Origin of the sequence: Leptothoe sp. PORK10 BA2 (assembly GCF_034932105.1) — a bacterium.
GTDB lineage: Bacteria > Cyanobacteriota > Cyanobacteriia > Phormidesmidales > Phormidesmidaceae > Leptothoe.
The window spans coordinates 61,375-79,078 of the sequence record NZ_JAYGIG010000011.1; the positions used below are offsets into that span (position 1 = coordinate 61,375).

Sequence of the window (17,704 nt, forward strand, 5' to 3'; positions counted from 1 at the left end):
GAGGTAGAAACCCATGCCTACTTACGTTGCCACAGGGCGAGATACCACGGGCCGCAGTCGACGGGAGAAAGTCGTTGCGGCCACCCCGGGTGAAGCTCGGACAATGCTGAAGGAACGGGGTGTTTTTATCCAAAGCATTAAACAGGAGCGGGGGCTGAACTTTAATTTTGAGGATATTAAAACCTCTTTAATTAATGTCTCAATTAAGGATAAAGCTGTTTTTTCACGTCAGTTTGCTGCATTAGTGGGTGCTGGTGTTGGCCTGGTTAGGGGCATTGGCATCCTTGGCGAACAATGTCCGAATCCAAAGCTCAAGAAGGCTTTGCTTGAGATTAACTCTGATGTTCAGCAGGGTAATAATTTATCGGACTCCATGCGAAAACATCCAGGGAGTTTCGACTTGCTCTATGTGAGTATGGTGCAGGCTGGCGAAGTGGGTGGTGTGCTGGACGAAGTTCTGAATCGTTTAGCTAAACTTCTGGAAGACTTGAATAGGTTGCAGAACCAAATTAAGTCTGCCATGGCTTATCCGGTCACAGTGGGTGTCCTAGCCACCACTATCTTTGTCGGGATGACGGTTTTCTTGCTGCCTATTTTTGAAAATATTTTCACTGAGCTAGGGGCGGAATTACCAGCATTTACGCAATTCATGATTGGGATTAGCCGTTTTTTGCGCGATCCTGTCAAGGTTTTCTTGCTGATAGGGTTCTTTATTGTCGCGGGTATTGCTTATCGCCAGTACTATAAAACCCGGGCTGGTCGTGAAACAATAGACCGGCTGTATCTCAAGTTGCCGCTGTTTGGTGATTTGGTTCAAAAAACAGCCACTGCAAGGTTTTGCCGCACATTTGGTTCTTTGTCTCGCTCTGGGGTGCCAATTTTAACGGCGTTAGAAATTGTGCGAGATACCTCGGGTAATCAGGTGATTGCCAATGCCATTGAAGAGGCCCGTTCTGAAATTCAAACGGGGGGTATGATCAGCCTGGCTCTAGAGAAGCATTCGGTGTTTCCAGTCATGGCGATTCAGATGATTAGCATTGGTGAGGAAACGGGGGAGCTGGATCAGATGTTAATGAAGGTTGCGGACTTCTATGAGGATGAAGTGGAGCAGGCTGTTAAGGCATTGACCAGTATTATGGAACCGATCATGATTGTTTTCCTAGGGGGCATGGTGGGTTCGATCTTGATCGCTATGTATTTGCCCATCTTTGCCCTGCCCGATGCGGTGGGTGGCTAAGTTCCAGGCTAACTGCTTTCAGAGCATAGTTTGAATTCCTAAAAAGCGACCAGCAATTAATCATTGCTGGTCGCTTTTTAGTGGCTTATGTCTGGATGCCGCAACCCTAGCATCCGCTTCCTTATTGAAGAACTTCTTTGAGTTTGTGTTGATTCCACAGCTGTTGGTATAGGCCGGGACTTGTGACTAGACTCTGATGGGTACCGGTTTGAGTGATGTGGCCTTGATCCATGACGATGATGCGATCGCAATTTGCCGCTGCCGACATCTGATGGGTAATAAAAATAACTGTCTTGCGTTGGGTGCCGTGGGACAGGTTATCTAAAATTTGTGTGGCTGTTTGGTTATCCACGCTGGACAGTGCATCATCTAGGACCAAAATGGGCGCATCAATCAGCAGGGCGCGGCCCAGGGCTGTACGCTGCCGCTGACCGCCAGAGAGGGTAATGCCCCGTTCTCCCACTAAGGTGTCATACTGCTGCGGAAAGTTGAGAATCTCGCCTTGCATCTGGGCCAGTTTAGCCGCTTGCTCAATCTCGGGCATTTCCGCCATGGGTGCCCCGTAGCGCAGGTTGTTTTTGACCTTTGTACTGAACAAGAAGCTATCTTGGGGGACAAATGCGATCGCCCGGCGGAGATCTGACAAGGCCACCTGGGTGACGTCATGACCATCGATAAATAGCTGCCCCTCAGGAATCTCTAAAATCCGAGGCAGGGCTTTGGCTAGGGTGGACTTGCCAGAACCAATGGGACCGACTAAGGCCACCGTCTCACCGGGTTCGATGGTAAAGGAAACCGTTTGAATAGCGGGGGTTAGCGTATCTGGATACTGATAGGTGAGCCCTTTTGCCTGGAGCTGCCCCTTGACCTGGGCGATGGGTAGGGGGGTGGCCCGACTAGCATTGGCCACCTTTGGTTGGGTCGTGAAGATGGCCTCAATGCGATCTACGCTGACTTCACCCCGTTGATAGGAGGTAATGGTGAACCCCAATAGGGCCGTGGGAAAAACCAGGTTATTAACATAGAGCAGTAGGGTAACAAAATCACCGACGGCCAGGGTCCCGGCGGCAATGCTGCGAGCTCCCACGGCCAGGATGATGGCTAAGCTCAGGCTAGCCAGCCCCCCTAGCAAGGGAAACAGGGTATTGCGAGTGCGGGCCAGGGACAGATTGGCCTCTAGCAATTCATTGTTGCGTTGGGAAAAGGCTTGCTGCTCATTATTTTCTTGGGCATAGATCTTAATTAGCCCAATGCCACTCATGTCTTCCTGAATCAGAGTACTCAGGTCAGAGAGGGACTTTTGCACGTCTAACTGTTCCTGTCGGAGACGCTCGCTAAAGAAACCCACCAGTAACATCATGACGGGATAAATCGCTAGGGCCACCAGCGTTAACCGAACGTTGATGCGCAGCATGGCAGGCACGGTCAGACAGTAGGCAAATAGGGTATTGGCCAAACTTAGGACGGCAAAACCCAGCAGGCGGCGAATATTATCCACATCACTGGTGGCGCGGTTAATCAGATCACCAATGGTGTTTTCAGCAAAGTAGGCGGGTTCTAATGAAAGTAGGTGTTCAAAAATGCGTTGTTTGAGGTCGAACTCAACCTTGCGGCCCACCCCAAAAATGAGTACCCGTGAGGCCATGCGAATGGACCACATCACCGTTGCCAACGCCAGGATTAAGGTGACATAGCGGAGTATGATGCCTGGGCTAAAGGTGATTTTGAGCCGTTCAACCACATCCCCTATGATCAGGGGAATCCAAACGCTGAGAATATTCACCAGCAGCAACGTGCCAATGCCCAGGAAGACCTGCTGCCGGTGGGGATGAAGATAGCTGGCTAGGTATTGCAGCCGAGACTGTGCCATAGAAATACTCGAAATGTGATTGCCGCCGTTGCCGCTTCACTATCCTAGTACTCTAATGCAAAGCTTGCCTGGGCTCTATACCAAGCTTGTCTGGGCGACCATCGATAGCCATTTTGTCGGGATCTAGAGTTCGATATTGGAATCCCACCCGAAGTCAAAATTAGGTAGCCAGCCCCGGAGGAAATAGTAGGTGGATGTGAGTACTTCATCCCAATAGCGCGATGTGAGCTGTAGGGCATCGACGTTGGGAATGATATCGGGCAAGCGGGAAAACGTGTCGTTGCCAGACCACCGGTTAACTGAATAGAAATCGGTCGGCTTGGCAATCACCTCCATGCCCATATTTTCAAAGGTCAGGGCTGATCGTGTCATGGTCATGGCTGGAGCCACTAGCATAATCCGTCGATCGGTTTGTTCGTTACGGTTGTCCTGAGCCGCTAAAATTTGCTGATCTTGCAGGAAACGATCTACTCTACCGGCGGTGCCATGGACGTTGAGCCCTGTGGATTCAAATTTGATATTGGCTGCTGGAACCCCATTATTGACTAGCACTGTGGTCAGGTTTTGGCGCTTGATTCTGCTGGCTTCACTGTCTCCACCCGGATCTGCTGTGACAATGACATAGGGATCAGCGCCGGCTAGACGAGCCTGGTTATAGAGCTGGGCACCGTAGATTAACCGGGGCACTAGGATGGAATTATAGGCTTGGTCGGTGGCACTTTGGAATGCGACTGTATCATTTGAATCTCCAGCGTCATCGCCAAAGATCACAATGGCACCTGTTCGGTCTATGCGTGCCCCTTCTCCTTGTACGCCCGCCGGACACACATCGGCACATTGTGCTGCCCGGTTAGTGAATGCCTGCTGCACTTCTGTCTCTGAACGATTGACGATGTAGCGGCTAAAAATAGGCAAACTGGTGATTAATAAAATGGCTAAGGCGGCTGCCACCTGCTGACCTTTGACCTTTTTTACTCCCTCACTGATCGCTGACCCCAACAGTATAAGTGTTGCTCCCAGGGGGGTTAACGGCAGTGAAATCAGTCGCCAAATGGTCCCGATGGTTTCATCATTGGGATCGGCAAATGACGCAATGATTAGGATGAGGACAATGACTCCGCCAAACCAGGTGAGGTACTTTTGCGGAATGATTTTAGTCAGAATGTACCAGACCAGAAGCCCAATAGTGGCCCAAAGTAGAACACGGGTAAGCAGGACAAGCATGGGGACCTTTTAGGAGACAGGCGCGAGATTGTTCAAAAGTTAAGCATATTAGCTTCATTTCGGCTACGGGGTGAGCCGCTCAAGCCGCAACCAATATACCCGGATCTGTACGTAGATGGGCTCAAAACCGTAAAAACATTTGGCAAACTCCACCCCATTGGACAAATGTTAACCAACATCCTTACCTCCGTGGGGTTAGTCAGTTGGCAGGATCGTCAGTCAAACGCAAAACGGCGGCCTTGCAAAGGCCGCCGTTTTGATGATTGTTTTTGTTGTATAGCTGGGTGGAAAAGCTCTATTACCGGGGCTACACCAGTTTCAGATTGGGATACTGGGCAATGACTTCATCGCTGGTGAGGGTTTCGCCACTGGTTTGAGGGGTCCAGAGTACTTCAATGGCCATGAGGGTATCGCTGGAGAGGGCGCCAATTTGTTGGAGGGCCTTTTGCAAGTCCTGTTCAGAATTGATGTTGGGAAGATTTAATTTTCCCTGGGTGGCGATAATCATGGTGGCAATGATGTATTCCCCGGCGGGCTGATCACCGTCAGCATCGGGTAATGCTGCCATATTATTGCCGGAGATTTGGTTGTTAACGTTGGAAACCGCTTCGAGGCTAAATTTACTGCGCTCCATCAGGGCCAGCCGGTTGAATTCGGTTTCGGCGGATGTGAGCTTGGTGGCGATGGTGTCGGTGTCCGCATAGGCCCAGTACTCGGGATGGCGCAGCAGGGATAGGGTACTTTCTTGCAGTACTTTGACGAGTCCCGCCGATGAGCTGGTGTCTGCCGTGGTGGCTAAGCGGTTGAGGTCATCTTGTAAATGACGGGCTTTGGCTAAAAGGCCGACCTGTACCCGGGCAACCGAAACATCAGGATTTGGGGTGTAGTTGGTGTCTCCATCCTCGAAGCCGCTGTCGCGGAAGCTACGCATGAGGAAGGATGCGATCGCAAAAAACACCAGCAAACTAAACAACCCACCGCCGCCAAAACCAAATAGCGGCATCACGAGGGGAAAGCCAAAGCCAAAGCCACCACCAGGATAGTAACCACTGGAGGGTGACCGATAGCTGCGCGGGGATGAATAGGTGCGGCCATAGGAAGGCCGACTGGGGGCTCTAAAACTTCCCCCCCCAATGCGTCCGCCCGCCCGAGCGGCTAAAGCGCCATCGGCCTGGGAAAAGACCAAGACTAACGCCAGAACACACACCAAAAAAGGCTTGAGTAGGGGACGTAGCCAAGACTTCAATTGAGTTAGCGTAGATCGACTCATGATGCAGGGTGCAGAAAAATGCTGAGATTTTACAGCTCACCAAAGTGTAGCCATACTTACTTTAGCGTTTTTGGTCAGGTCAGACAGGGTCTGAAGGCAGGACGGATACCCGCCATGAACCGCACCCTGTAACCTATCTCTGAAACTAGCCCCCGACAATCCGTCCCTGACAATCTGTCCCCGACAACCCATGCTCTACAATCCGCCCCCAACAATCGTGACCACCTCCAGGCGATCGTCTGGTTGCATGACCGTTGTCTCCCAAAATTGACGGTGCAAAATTTCGCCGTTATACTCCACCGCCACCAGCCGTGGATCCATCCCTAGCTGAGTCAGGAGTTGGGGCAATGTGGTCCCCCCAGGGCAAGATTGAGCCTCTCCATTAACTTGGAGGCGGATAACAGATGGATTGGAGAGATTGTTCATGGGGAACGAAAGTGCTGATTAAAGGTTTGGGTGACCAGGGTGGGATCGTCAGCCTGCATGATGGCACGCACGATGGCAACCCCTGGGGCTCCGGCTTCTCTGGCGGCAGCCACATTAGTCAGATCAATCCCACCAATGGCAAACCAGGGCATGGGAGCATGGTCCACGGCATAACGGACATAGTCGTAGCCTGCGGCGGCCTTGCCCGGTTTGGTGGGGGTGGCATGGACAGGACCCACCCCAATATAGTCAGCCCCTTCGCCAATGGCCCGATCCATTTCTGCCGGGCATGTGGTGGAGCGGCCCACCAGGGGTAAGGGGCCAAGAATACGCCGTGCCGCTGCCATGGGGAGATCCTGCTGCCCCAGGTGCACCCCATCGGCCCCCACCGCCGCGGCGATATCCACCCGGTCATTGACTATGAATAGGGCATTGTACTGGTGGCAAAGCAACTTGATCTTACTAGCCAGCTCCAGACGGACCTGATCATCGGCTGCCTTTTCCCGGTATTGGACTATGTCAATGCCTCCTTTGAGGGCGGCTTCCACAATGGCTAATAAGTGGTCGTGGGGAGAGGTGACCAGGTACGTGCAGGCTTGGGCCAAACGCTGTCGCAGACTATGGCCCAACAGTTGGCTTTCCAATGTGTACAGCTGGTAGCGCATCTGTTTTGCGCCGTTGGCCATGTCCGCAGCATGCAATTTGCCATATTCTTCTAAGACTCGCAAGGCTTCCTGAACCCGGCAGCAGTTGACCTGCACTACGGTTTGTAGGGTATCGCGCTGTTGTTCTTGGGGATGGCTGAGGGCTGTGCCCGGATCGCCAGGGGTATCCCGATTTTGTCGAATTTCATCACTGTGCCAGCGGCCTAGGGTTTGGCGCAAATGTTTGATTTGCCCCGTGAGGGCCGCGTCATTGAGGCCAAATCGACACCATTCTTCAATAATGCGTAGCCCTTCCCGTGCCCGATCTAGGTTGGCGTCTAGAATTCGATACAGCACTTTCTGGGACTGTTCTTCAGCGATTGACACAGGGTTCATAGGCAAGTTGGACGTGGGGCAAATCCTTCCCATGGTATCAGCTGAAAATTTAGTCTAGAAATTTCGTTTAGGTAGTCAGGATAGTTCGCTTGAGATAGCCCGGATGGGGAGGCTGGATGGTAAGTAGTCCGGGAATTTAACGCATTCTGTAACAAAGACGTGATCAGGGCTTGACAAATGCCCAAACCACCATCAGAATCCCTAGACGTAAACAATTACATATCAACGACATCCTGCCTCACGCACCCACCGCAGATTTTGCAACATTGAATAACCATGGATTTGGGATGGTGGGCAGAGCGTCATCGTAATTAACTCGGAGAAGACTGTTCTCCGGGCAATCACACTCGTGGATTCGACGATGAACGCAACAATACTTATAAAACCTGTGCTACAACCTGTGCAGAGTCTATTGCTAGCCCTAGCCGTGGTGACGACAGCGCTGCCAGCCGTCGCCCAAGACATTCTCCCTCCCGTCACTTCTGGGGGAGGACGTACCCTCAGCATGGGGCAACCGTCCCAGGACTATGCTGTGTTACATGTCAATTCCGCCACGGGGAACGATCAGCTGGGTGTGGGTAGTGCAGAGCAGCCCTATAAAACCATTACCCAGGCCCTGAAGATGGCGCCCACCACCAGCACAGTACTTTTGTTAGCGCCGGGGCATTACAACCAAGAATCTGGAGAAAGCTTTCCGCTGCGCCTGCGGCCGGGTATTACGATTCAGGGAAATCCAGGGGAGACTCGTAACACGATAATTGTTGGTGGTGGAGAGTTTCGAGGGGATGACATGGGACAAACTGTCACCCACAATGTCACCATTGTTACCTCGGATCGTTCGGGCCTAGCGAATATCGCGGTATCGAATCCGAACGGAAGTGGTGTCTGGATTACCGGGGGAACCCCCATCTTGCGGCGGATAGCGCTGGTGTCTAATACTATTGCAGGGGTGCAGGTAGCTAACGGTGCACCTGTGATTGAGAACAGTTATTTCAACCTGAATCAGCAAGGGGTGTCTATCCGCGGGACGGGGCAAGCTATTGTCAGGGGGAATTATTTTGAGGCGACGGGGCGGGCCATCACCGTGGCTAGTCCGGCTACGCCAGCAATCAACAACAACCGCCTTGCCCGTAACGAGGTGGGCATTGCCCTTAAGAACAATGCCCGCCCTGTGTTGGAAGCCAATGTGCTGGATGGCAATGGGCGCAACGGTGTGGTGGAGGTTGATGTGGTGGAGGCTGATGTCGCTGAGACTGTCGCTGAGACACCAGTACCGTTGGCATCGGCAATAGTTGCACCATCGGCATCAGCGCCAGTTGTGGCACCGACGACAGTTGCTCCAGCGCCAGTCGCTGCTGCTCCAGCTGCGCCATCTCCCCGCTCTGATTTGCCCGGGGAAAGAAATGCGGTCCTCCTGCGCCCAGAGCCTCCTGCTAATGCGCCTGGATCGTCGTCGCTAGCTGCGGTTGAGCGGAGAACAGCCCTAAGAGCTGCGCCTGTGCCTGCAGTATCTGAAGTGGAAACCGAGCCTGAGGCCGAACCTGCAGGGGAAATTGTCTCTGAGGTGGAGGTGCCCAGGGGTGCGATCGCATCGTTTGGACAGCATTTAGCCGCCTCGTCTGCCCCCGACACCATGGCGGCAGATGAAGGGCCAGCGATTTTACAACAACGTCAGTCTTCACCGGAACTTGCGGCAGGTCCACTGGCCCCAGCGGATTTGGCCCCAGTGGACCTGGCCTCGGATGATGCAATTGAGGCGGATCTGGCCCCAGCGGATCTGACCTCGGATGATGCAATTGAGATCGCGGTGATTCCTTTGTCTGGTCCAGACGTTGGCCCAGAAGACATGGGATCCCATGATGAATCCAGTGAGGCTCGCCAAAGGAACGTATCGAAACTATTGGCGCGATTACAGCAACGCCCTGCAGCGGCGGCCCCCATCGCCTCCCCTGAAACGATTGATCCTGAAACGATTGATCAAGAGACTGATCACGCTCCCGTAGCCTCTGGTCAGCGCTTACCTGTCCCCTCTGCGGCAATTCCGAGTAGTGGTGGCACGGCTAATCTGCCCCCACCGGGAGCCGTCTCCCTAGCCAGGTCTTTTCGGTATCGGGTGCTGGTGGATATGGCCGATGCGGATGAGCTGCAAAGGCTGGTGCCTGATGCTTTTCGCACCCAAGTTGGCAGGGATGTATTTATGCAAGCTGGGGCCTATGTGGATGAGGTGGAGGCCCAGGAACGGTTGGCATGGTTGCGGGAGAACGGGATTGAGGGCAGCGTTAATTTGAGAGAGTGATGCCTGGGAAGACTAGCGGGCAAATTTTCAGAAAATCATATCCAGGTCAAACTCGTAGAGATTGAGGTGATGAATGGCGCCACCGCCGGTTGGCCCAGGGTGTCCAGTGGCTACCAGTAGCTCATGGCAACTTAGGGGAGTAATGGCCGTAATTCCCGTGGGCCCTTGGATGCCGCCGATGGGATGGAGATCGCGATCGAGCAGTAAAATGCGACCTGCACCATTGCCAAAAAGATAACCCCAGGGAAGATCGAGCATGATGGTGGGGCTGATGTTTAACCTGAGGCGACTGAGACGGAGGGGTTTAAGGGTGAGAAAAATGACCGTTTGAGGTGCATGGACATCGACTGCCATCCACTGATATGACTGATGATGGGGCTGGCCCATGGGGGTTAACTGGCCCAGGGTAATGCCCAGATCTAGGGAGGTTAAGTAGAGGCCCCGTCGGTTCCATAGCTGTAGCTGAGTGCCTGTCTTTTGGGTGTGGCCGACAATGGCCAGATGCCCCCCGTCAATGACTAGGACCTGTTTAAAATCAAGATCTGGGCATAGGGGCCGTTTTAGGGAACTGCTGTTGTGAACAGATGGACCTGTCGGTTGGGCCGTATGCTTATCCGCCTGCCTGGCCATATTTAACCGTAGGATGGTCAATTGTTTGCTCTGGGGGGTTACCATTGCTGCCCAGCGGTGGTCTGGTGCGATGTCCACCATGGAGGGGGTGGACCAGGTGGTAAGCGGCGTTAATAAGTCCGGGCTAGGGCCAGACCATAGGCTGTGCTCGGTACTGACGATAAGCCCAGTTTTGGCTGGATATAGCCCTTGGATTGGACCGTCTAACACCGGTTGGCAGTAGCTGAATGATTGTTGTTGCAGCAGGGCTAGTTGAGCACCGTAGGCTATGAGCGTTTGGGGAGCGGTGCCAGCTTGGTCCCCAGGGGCTGGGGCGAGTGCTTTGAGCTGTTTTCCCGGCTCAGGTAACCGGTGGCATGGGTCTTCGGTGTAGGGATAGTAGGTGATCGGTTGCTGACGGGGAATGGACGGGGAGACAAGACTGAGGGGATCTAGACTGCGCAACTGCTCTAGCATTTCGGTGGCGGTGGCGTAGCGGCGGGCTGGGAGCTTTTCTAGGGCTTTGGCCACGATGGGTTTCAGGGGGGCAATCAGCTGATCTGCTTCGGGAATGGGCTGGTTGAGGTGGGCTGACTGGAGGGCGGTGGGGGTACCCTGAAAGGGACGTTGGCCCACCACCAGCTCATACAGCATGATGCCTACGGCATAGACATCGGCGGCGGGGGAGTATTGACAGTAAAAGCGTTCTGGAGCCATGTAGGCGGGGGATCCGGTCTGGCCTGATCCGGTCTGGCCTAATCCTTTGGGATGGGGCTGATTTTGGATGAGTTTGGCAATGCCAAAGTCTGAAATTTTGGCTCGCCAGCGGCCGTCGCTGTAGCTCAGTAGAATGTTTTCTGGTTTGATGTCACAGTGGACAATGCCCTGTTGGTGGGCATGGGCCAGGCCGCACAGTACATCTGACATTAAGTCTAGAATGTGGGGCAGGCTGAGGGGGCTGGCCATGTGCGATCGCAATGTCCCCCCCACACAGTATTCCAACACCAGCCGTCGACCCGCATCGCCATGCTCAACGGCATGGCAAGCGACAATGTTGGGATGGGCCAGACTCATTAAACAGTGCAATTCCCTCAAAAATGCATGGGTAGGCAAACTGTGACGGTGGAGATATTTAATCGCCACCAGCTGCCCCGTCTTACGATGAATGCCACAGTAAACCCGCCCAAACTGACCATTTCCCACCAGCCCCAATAGCCGATAGTTAGATTGCTGACGGCTCATGTTCACATTGCTGTATCCGTTAGCACACCCTTATGCTCCCTGTCCCACCAGTAGAGTCATAATCTCAGCATGGGAAAGACGCTGCTCCACCCCCGTCTCCGCCATGGTCAAACGATCTTTGATGCCGAGGACAAAACAATTTTCTTCCGCCCCTAGGGATTCGCAATCGGTTTGGACACAGTGCAGTGGTTGACCACTCAACTCGCTAAAAAATGCCTGCAAGGCCCCTGTTTCTAGAAAACCCACAGGCCGCTCTAACTTGGGAGCATGGTCAATAAAGGCTGACCCTCGGACTTTGACGACTAAAAATCCTTGCTCACGATAGCCTGAATCTAAGCTGATCTGACCCCAGCCGTGGGTCAGCCAGCACTGCCGTAGGGCCTGCAAAAATTCAGCCATGGCTAAACTGGTGATGGGCCGATTGTGATAGTCGGTCATCTCTTCACAGAAACGGGTATAGAAGTTTTTTCCCCACCAGCGGCCGCAGTTATATAACACCAACATCGACGCCCGCCCAGTTTCATTATCCAGACCCGCATAAATCGCCTTAATCAGCGTATCGGGCAGGGCCAATAGGCGTTCGCCCCGGCGATTTTCTAATAACCCCAGCTCTAGGGTGCCGTGCACATAAACATCGGTGGCAAAGTAGTTAGCCGTTAGGTGATTTTCTGTCAGTAAGTCGGCCACCAGTACCATGGTAATCAGTCCTCTTGGGTTTCCTAAAAAACACGCCCTAGATGTGGACAAATTCTATCATCAGAGAGTTTATTCCAATGTTCGTCCAAGGATTCCTATGGCCAGGCTTTACACTTGGGCATCAGGGGGGCATCAGGGGAGGATCAGAGGATCAGAAGCTAAAACATTCGGTTCTAACTCAGACTGTGTCCTCCCCTGATGTCTGCAAGAGCTGCTGTGCGGCTTCTAAAGGGGGTTTGAGTAGGGCAAATTGGGTGTCGGTCAACAGTCGAGGCAGTTGCTGATTCAGGGAGTGGTGAAGCAAGGTATCCACAGGTTCGGTCTGATAGACCTCCACCATGGTGGGTAGCCATCCTTCTAAGCGTCGCCGTCCTAGGTTCACGTCGTCAACCAGCATACCCAGGGCCGCATAGCGCAAAATCAAAATTGTTTGCTTGATGCTTTGCTCTAGGGCTGCGGTATTTTTCTGCACATCTTCGGGGAGGCGATCCACCAATTCTTGGATCAGGTTAACTTCCCACTCCCGCAGCTGTCGATAGGCCCTCATGCGATCTGCCAGGCTGCCAACATACTGACCGAGACTATTCATTTCTTGGGCATTCAGATAGCTCCGATCGGGTTTGAGCGCAAGCTGCCGAAGAACGTGTTGGCTGAGGGGCGATGGGGTCATGGCGATCTTAGATGGCAGTTTTATCCTTAGGGTATGGGGCCAAAAAGCTATGGGGCCAAAAGGCTAAGAGACCAGCCCTAAAATAATGCAGAGAGGTCTTCTAGGGTGAGGGTATCGTCTTCCATTGGATTTGTAACCTCATCGTCATGAAATAGCTCCCAGTCGTCTGGGGGGATTGCTGGCACCGAGCCCTGCCAGGGAAATGTATTAAAAAACTGTCCAACTGTTTCATAGGGGGTGTTGGCTCCATCCTCATCTTCCTGATCCAGTGCCCTTTGGCCGTACCAGTTGATTTGGCTAAAGAAGTCACTGACGGATAGCGCTAGGGTGGGGGTGTTGACGGGATGATGAGGTGTTGGGGCCATCATGGGAGGCAGATGCATTATAACAACGGCTCTCTAGAGCGTAGTCGTTTTTCGATATCGCTGGCGGTGGCTCCTTCATTTAACCAAAAGGCTGCTGCATCGATCCGTTCCTTGGCCCCTAGCAAAAACTTACAATAGGTTTCGCCCATGGAATAACATTGAATTTCAATACAGCTCAGTTGTTTACGAACCATTTCGGTAAAGAAACCGGCGTAGAGCCCAGCATAGAGATAACAGACTGGCTTACCCACATCCCCAAGGGTACGTGCTACAGCTGAGTCAAAGAGATTGATAAACATAAATCCCTGTTGACGATCGGCCATGTCGATTTCCCAGCGCCCCCATCCTTGGGCGGTAAAGGGCCACCACCAGGTTTCTAGTAAGAACATGAGGTTAGCTTGCTGGGGGCTAATCTGGTACTCCCGTTCAAACCACTGATCAAAAAATATAGAATCTTGCTTACCCCATTCCACGCCAATGGAATACATCACTGCGGCTGAGGCTGCGCCCACCTCTTCTTCTAAGCCTTCTAGGAGGCCAATGATAAAGTCTTCGCTGGTGAGAATATTGCGGCTGCCATTCCAGTCGGCAATGGTGCCCTCGGCGGCATTGAACTGGAAAAAATCAGAAAAATTGTAGTGGTTGTGCTTTTGGGGATATTTTTGGCGCAGCGCGTGGGCGCGAACCGAGGGGATGTCCATATAGCCTGATGTACCTGAGCTTACCTTCAGGGTAACTCTATTGACCAAGTAAAAGTCTGGCCTGGGCTAAAATTGGGCAAAATAGCTCAGCCTCTTGGGGTGTGAGGTATTGGCGCACGATATCTTGGATGATTTTATAGGTCATGTCGCAGCTTGGTTGGGCTTTGAAGGACCGCATTACTGACTGGAACCAGAGTAGGAAGTGCTCCTTTAGGCCCTCTTCATCCGCTACGAGTAGGGCGTGGGCGCAAAACCTTAACCCCCGTATGGTGTCTCGCTGCCACTTGGCACTGAAGTCGACTTTCCCCCGTTGGAGGAATTGGGGGTGGGTAGCTTTTAGTTTTTGCTTGACCTGTTGGATAATCTCTTTTTCGGCCTTCTGAATTTTTTGGTAGGCGCTAAACCGTAGTCGAGCTGTTTGCAGATAGTTTTGCAAAAATAGCAGCTCCGTATCGGTGGCATAGCGGCCGTCGACTTCGCGGACTAGGGTTTGTAGCTGGCTGAGCATGGGGCGGGATTTTGAAGTTTTGATTTTAGGTTGGAGCTATAGGGGCGGGCGATGGGGACCGAGCGTAGATGCTGATTAGGGGCCTGCTGTTTTCTGATTAGGTTAATTAATAGCGGGGAATGGTGCTGTCTACAAGGCGAGCATAGGCGTCAATGCCGCCGGATAGGTTTTTGGTGCGTTCAAAGCCTTGGCGTTTGAGCCACTGGCACATTTGGGCAGAGCGCATGCCGTGGTGGCACATGACGATGGTTTCGCGGCTGGGGTCTAGGTGGTTGAGAATGTGATCGGACCAGTCGGCGTATTGACTTAGGGGTAAGTGGATGAAGTTGGGTAGGTTTGCGATCGCAACTTCATCTGGCTCCCTGACATCCACTAGCTGTAGTTCTTCCTCAGGCAGTCGTTGCGCTAAGTCTGGCGCTGAAATTTCATCTATGCTTGAAATTCCGTACATAGGTATTCTCCGGTAGTTCTGCCACTTACTTTTTACTTTATTTGGCGTCGGTTAGGGTTTGCGATCGCTAAATTAGTGACTATCATCAAATTAGGGATCAACATGCCGGGCCCGAGTGGGCTCAGCATGTTGATTATGGTAACTAATCACTGGTAAATCCACGACCTGCCAGCGAGTCCAGGGGCGGGTTAGGGCTAGCTTTTTAGATTCGAAAAATTGTGTGGGCACTCTATGCGTTAGCTACCCATTGTTTTTTGTGTTGAGTAGGGGAGCTCTTAGGGGCCATGAGTGACACTAGTTGCACATTAATTCAAACCAATAATTCTCCAGTGACCTTGCTTCGCGTTAAGGCTGGATATACCAACGACAAAGGTGAAGTCTATGACAAGAACGGTGTGTTTATTGATTTCCCAAGGGAGCTTGGGAGTAAACAACGAGCGAACTTAGACCCAGCTTCGGTTGACAAACAATTTAAGACTAAAGTTGTTGGATGCTTTGTACAGGAACGGAGAAACTATTCATATTACCATTGGACCTACGAAACATTACCCAAGCTGATCTATCTTAGCAACAACAGAAAAGAGCTGGGAATTGACAAACTATATTTTCACTTTGGACGATTTGGCCATCCCTATCAAAGACAGGCCTTGAGAAGACTGGGCTTTCAATATAGAAACATTGTCGATGCTAAACGAATTAGGTCTTTGAGCGCCAAGGAAATTGTTGTTATTAAATTAAACGAAACACGTCTTGAGCCGAGCTTTCAGCTCTGTCAGATGATTAAGTCAGCCTTTATCCAGAAAACAACAATCAAGCCTTACCGCAAAATCTATCTTACCCGTGCCCATGTCTCAACAGGGAGAAAGCTCCTTAACGAGTTTGAACTGAGAAGACTTTTAGAGGCCCATGGCTTTGAGATTATTATTGCTGACAAGCTAAGCGTATCAGCACAGGCTAATCTTTTTAATGAGTCCAAATATATTGTCAGTCCCCATGGTGCAGCATTAGCAAACATCGCTTTCTGTGAACCTGGAACAAGAATCTTAGAGTTGTTTAATCTTGTAGATCGATCTAAGAATCCTGTGTATTCAATATATTCAAAAGTGTCTGAAGCCTGTGGTTTTGATCTAATACCGGTAAGCCCTATACCAATGGCAATAGAAGAGAGCACTAAAAGCAATCATCGATCTAATTTTTATACCGATCTGGATGCGATTAAAACAGCCCTAGTAGATTGGGGATTATAAGCTTTATCTAAGGCGATCCTATGCTGGGAGAAAAAAGATTCCCATTAATCTTAGCTGAGCTCTTGCACCATTCTCAGTAAGGGTTGCGTTGGGGGCCAAAATCTGAAAAGGGGCGTAGTAAAACTTGAAGACGGTCCTAAAAACCATGGTTCAGCACGCCCAAGGGCCAGTTTCTCGCCTCATTAAGCTGACGCCCAGCGTCTATCAAAAGAGGATGACATTTTCTACCTATTAATTGGATCGATGCTGAAAGGTTATGCCTCACGTTGATAGCATCCACGAAACCTTCGTACTGCGGGTCGTTCGCCGTCAAGATAATCTTCGGCATACCTTTCGACAAAACCTTGTGACTTCAATATGTCGATTTCCCGTCGCACAAGTGGCCATGGCATTGAGCCTGCTGTTTCCGATTCCTCCCTCAGTCGAGCGATGAGCATAAGATGACTGCCGAGCGAAATAAACTCAGAAATTTGTTTTAGTGCTTTAGCACGTAACTCAGGTGGAAGTACCTGAAGTGTGTACGCCTCAAGCACAAAGTCAAAAGCCCCTAGCCAGCTATCCGGAGATTGAAGCTGCATCGCGGGGTTGGGCCTCTCGTGGACGCCAATCACTGTGAACCCGGCAGGAATAGGAGCGGCCTATGCCCGCAAGAATTCACGCAGCGACGCGAGCAATACGTCAGGGGACTCCTCCGCGATGAAGTGGCCGCAGGGAAGAGCGTGGCCTTCGACGTGGTCTGCCTTCTCGCGCCAGGTAGCGAGCACGTCGAACAGCGTATGCATCTTGCCGAACTCACCCCAGAGGGCAAGCACCGGGCAGCGCACGCGGGCGTCGAGTTCGCGCTCGTCGTCCTCGAAGTCACGCGTCGCTGCCGCTCGATAGTCCTCGAGGCCCGCGCGAATCGTGCCCGGTAGAGTGAAGGCTCGCAGGTACTCATGCAGCATCGGCTCCTCAATCGCGCCAGCGCAGAACGTCAATCCCCGGAACACAGCCCGCAGGAACGCTTCGGGCACGGCACCGATCATCAGTTCGGGCAGGTCTGGTGCCTGGAAGGAGAACCAGTGCCAGTAGGCCGCAGCCAAGTGCCGGTCAGTGCGCACGAACACGGTATGGGTAGGCACGATGTCGAGGACGCACAACCGTGTGACCGCTTCCGAATAGTCCAACGCCTGGCGATGGGCCACGCGCGCGCCGCGGTCATGGGCGACCACGGCATAGCGAGGGTGACCGAGCGCCACCATCACTTCGTGCATGTCGCGCGCCATGGTGCGCTTGTCGTAGCCGTCGCGCGGTTTGTCCGAATCGCCATACCCGCGAAGATCCGGGCACACCACCGTGAACTCGCCGAGCAGTCGAGGCGCGACCTTGCGCCACATCTGCGCGGTCTGGGGCCAGCCGTGCAGGAGCAAGAGCGCTGGCCCCTCGCCCCCGACCCACAAGTTGATGCGGATGCCGTTCGCGAGGACCGCGCGCTGTTCCATTCCGGTCATGAAGTGGGACATGAGGATGTGGTCCGTGACGGGTGTTCAGTGATCGATGATGGGACGGCCATTAACTTTGGGAGGCCCAACGTTCCGGCTGAGCGGCTGCAAGTAATCTTTGCAACATCACCAAGATCTTCCAACAGTCCGCTCCAGCCGGGTTGTGTACGCCCAGCATGGGCGTGAACTAATGGGGTGAAAGTCCCCTGTGGGAGAACCAGCCATCCAAATGCTCGTACTAATTGGAGCCGAGAGATGGACAACCACTAGCCTAAGGCAAGGGCGTCTTCGCGAGAAGGGGTCCGGAGGAAGCCAGCGGCAAAAGTGCGAGCCGACGGACAGAAACGTCATAGAAGGCCGAGTTCCTGGGG

General features: G+C 52.6%; 17 protein-coding genes. 3 read left to right on the plus strand and 14 right to left on the minus strand.

The features are described 5' to 3' along the window. The first annotated feature begins 13 nt into the window (after nt 1–13). Nucleotides 14–1,237 carry a type II secretion system F family protein gene (locus tag VB741_RS05175; protein ID WP_323364079.1) on the plus strand — a complete coding sequence of 408 codons (1,224 nt, stop codon included), beginning with the start codon at nt 14–16 and terminating at the stop codon, nt 1,235–1,237. A gap of 121 nt (nt 1,238–1,358) precedes the next feature. Here the strand turns inward: VB741_RS05175 and VB741_RS05180 are convergent, their stop codons facing one another. From VB741_RS05180 to VB741_RS05200, 5 genes are all read right to left on the minus strand, one after another. Then, the gene (locus tag VB741_RS05180) at nt 1,359–3,107 is read right to left on the minus strand and encodes an ABC transporter ATP-binding protein (RefSeq protein WP_323364080.1); all 1,749 of its coding nucleotides are present in this window, start codon (nt 3,105–3,107) and stop codon (nt 1,359–1,361) included. 123 nt (nt 3,108–3,230) lie between these two features. After that, nucleotides 3,231–4,331, minus strand: a complete 1,101-nt coding sequence (locus tag VB741_RS05185; protein ID WP_323364081.1) for a YdcF family protein — start codon at nt 4,329–4,331, stop codon at nt 3,231–3,233. A gap of 307 nt (nt 4,332–4,638) precedes the next feature. Further along, on the minus strand, nt 4,639–5,601 hold the full coding sequence (locus VB741_RS05190) for a DUF1517 domain-containing protein (protein ID WP_323364082.1): 963 nt from the start codon (nt 5,599–5,601) through the stop codon (nt 4,639–4,641). 195 nt (nt 5,602–5,796) lie between these two features. Then, entirely contained in the window at nt 5,797–6,027 is a 231-nt protein-coding gene (thiS, locus tag VB741_RS05195; RefSeq protein WP_323364083.1) for a sulfur carrier protein ThiS, read from the minus strand. Next, a complete protein-coding gene (locus VB741_RS05200) occupies nt 6,024–7,067 on the minus strand; it encodes a thiamine phosphate synthase (protein ID WP_323364084.1) in 1,044 nt (347 codons plus the stop codon). The genes thiS and VB741_RS05200 overlap by 4 nt, the downstream gene beginning before the upstream one ends. A 400-nt stretch (nt 7,068–7,467) precedes the next feature. Between VB741_RS05200 and VB741_RS05205 the strand changes: the two genes are divergently transcribed. Further along, nucleotides 7,468–9,363: a DUF1565 domain-containing protein gene (locus VB741_RS05205; protein WP_323364085.1), complete on the plus strand. Its 1,896-nt coding sequence runs from the start codon at nt 7,468–7,470 to the stop codon at nt 9,361–9,363. Between the two features lie 27 nt (nt 9,364–9,390). On the opposite strand, the gene VB741_RS05210 is transcribed toward VB741_RS05205, so the two are convergent. The 7 genes from VB741_RS05210 to VB741_RS05240 all read right to left on the minus strand — a co-directional run bounded on the left by VB741_RS05210 (nt 9,391) and on the right by VB741_RS05240 (nt 14,605). Continuing rightward, nucleotides 9,391–11,214 carry a serine/threonine-protein kinase gene (locus VB741_RS05210; protein WP_323364086.1) on the minus strand — a complete coding sequence of 608 codons (1,824 nt, stop codon included), beginning with the start codon at nt 11,212–11,214 and terminating at the stop codon, nt 9,391–9,393. Nucleotides 11,215–11,244: 30 nt separating this feature from the next. Further along, complete coding sequence (locus VB741_RS05215) at nt 11,245–11,910, minus strand: V4R domain-containing protein (RefSeq protein WP_323364087.1); 666 nt, start codon at nt 11,908–11,910, stop codon at nt 11,245–11,247. 178 nt (nt 11,911–12,088) lie between these two features. Further along, nucleotides 12,089–12,580: a hypothetical protein gene (locus tag VB741_RS05220; protein ID WP_323364088.1), complete on the minus strand. Its 492-nt coding sequence runs from the start codon at nt 12,578–12,580 to the stop codon at nt 12,089–12,091. Between the two features lie 77 nt (nt 12,581–12,657). Next, the gene (locus VB741_RS05225) at nt 12,658–12,963 is read right to left on the minus strand and encodes a hypothetical protein (RefSeq protein WP_323364089.1); all 306 of its coding nucleotides are present in this window, start codon (nt 12,961–12,963) and stop codon (nt 12,658–12,660) included. Then, entirely contained in the window at nt 12,963–13,646 is a 684-nt protein-coding gene (locus VB741_RS05230) for a V4R domain-containing protein (RefSeq protein ID WP_323364090.1), read from the minus strand. The genes VB741_RS05225 and VB741_RS05230 overlap by 1 nt, the downstream gene beginning before the upstream one ends. A gap of 37 nt (nt 13,647–13,683) precedes the next feature. Beyond that, nucleotides 13,684–14,154 (minus strand): phycobilisome protein, encoded by a 471-nt coding sequence (locus tag VB741_RS05235; RefSeq protein ID WP_323364091.1) that lies wholly within the window; start codon nt 14,152–14,154, stop codon nt 13,684–13,686. A 106-nt stretch (nt 14,155–14,260) separates the two neighbouring features. Further along, the gene (locus VB741_RS05240; RefSeq protein WP_323364092.1) at nt 14,261–14,605 is read right to left on the minus strand and encodes a rhodanese-like domain-containing protein; all 345 of its coding nucleotides are present in this window, start codon (nt 14,603–14,605) and stop codon (nt 14,261–14,263) included. Between the two features lie 284 nt (nt 14,606–14,889). On the opposite strand from VB741_RS05240, the gene VB741_RS05245 reads away from it, so the two are divergent. After that, nucleotides 14,890–15,852 (plus strand): glycosyltransferase family 61 protein, encoded by a 963-nt coding sequence (locus VB741_RS05245; RefSeq protein ID WP_323364093.1) that lies wholly within the window; start codon nt 14,890–14,892, stop codon nt 15,850–15,852. A gap of 254 nt (nt 15,853–16,106) precedes the next feature. Here the strand turns inward: VB741_RS05245 and VB741_RS05250 are convergent, their stop codons facing one another. Both VB741_RS05250 and VB741_RS05255 read right to left on the minus strand, forming a co-directional pair. Then, complete coding sequence (locus VB741_RS05250; RefSeq protein WP_323364094.1) at nt 16,107–16,430, minus strand: hypothetical protein; 324 nt, start codon at nt 16,428–16,430, stop codon at nt 16,107–16,109. Between the two features lie 60 nt (nt 16,431–16,490). Continuing rightward, on the minus strand, nt 16,491–17,354 hold the full coding sequence (locus VB741_RS05255) for an alpha/beta fold hydrolase (protein ID WP_323364095.1): 864 nt from the start codon (nt 17,352–17,354) through the stop codon (nt 16,491–16,493). Nucleotides 17,355–17,704: the final 350 nt, after the last annotated feature.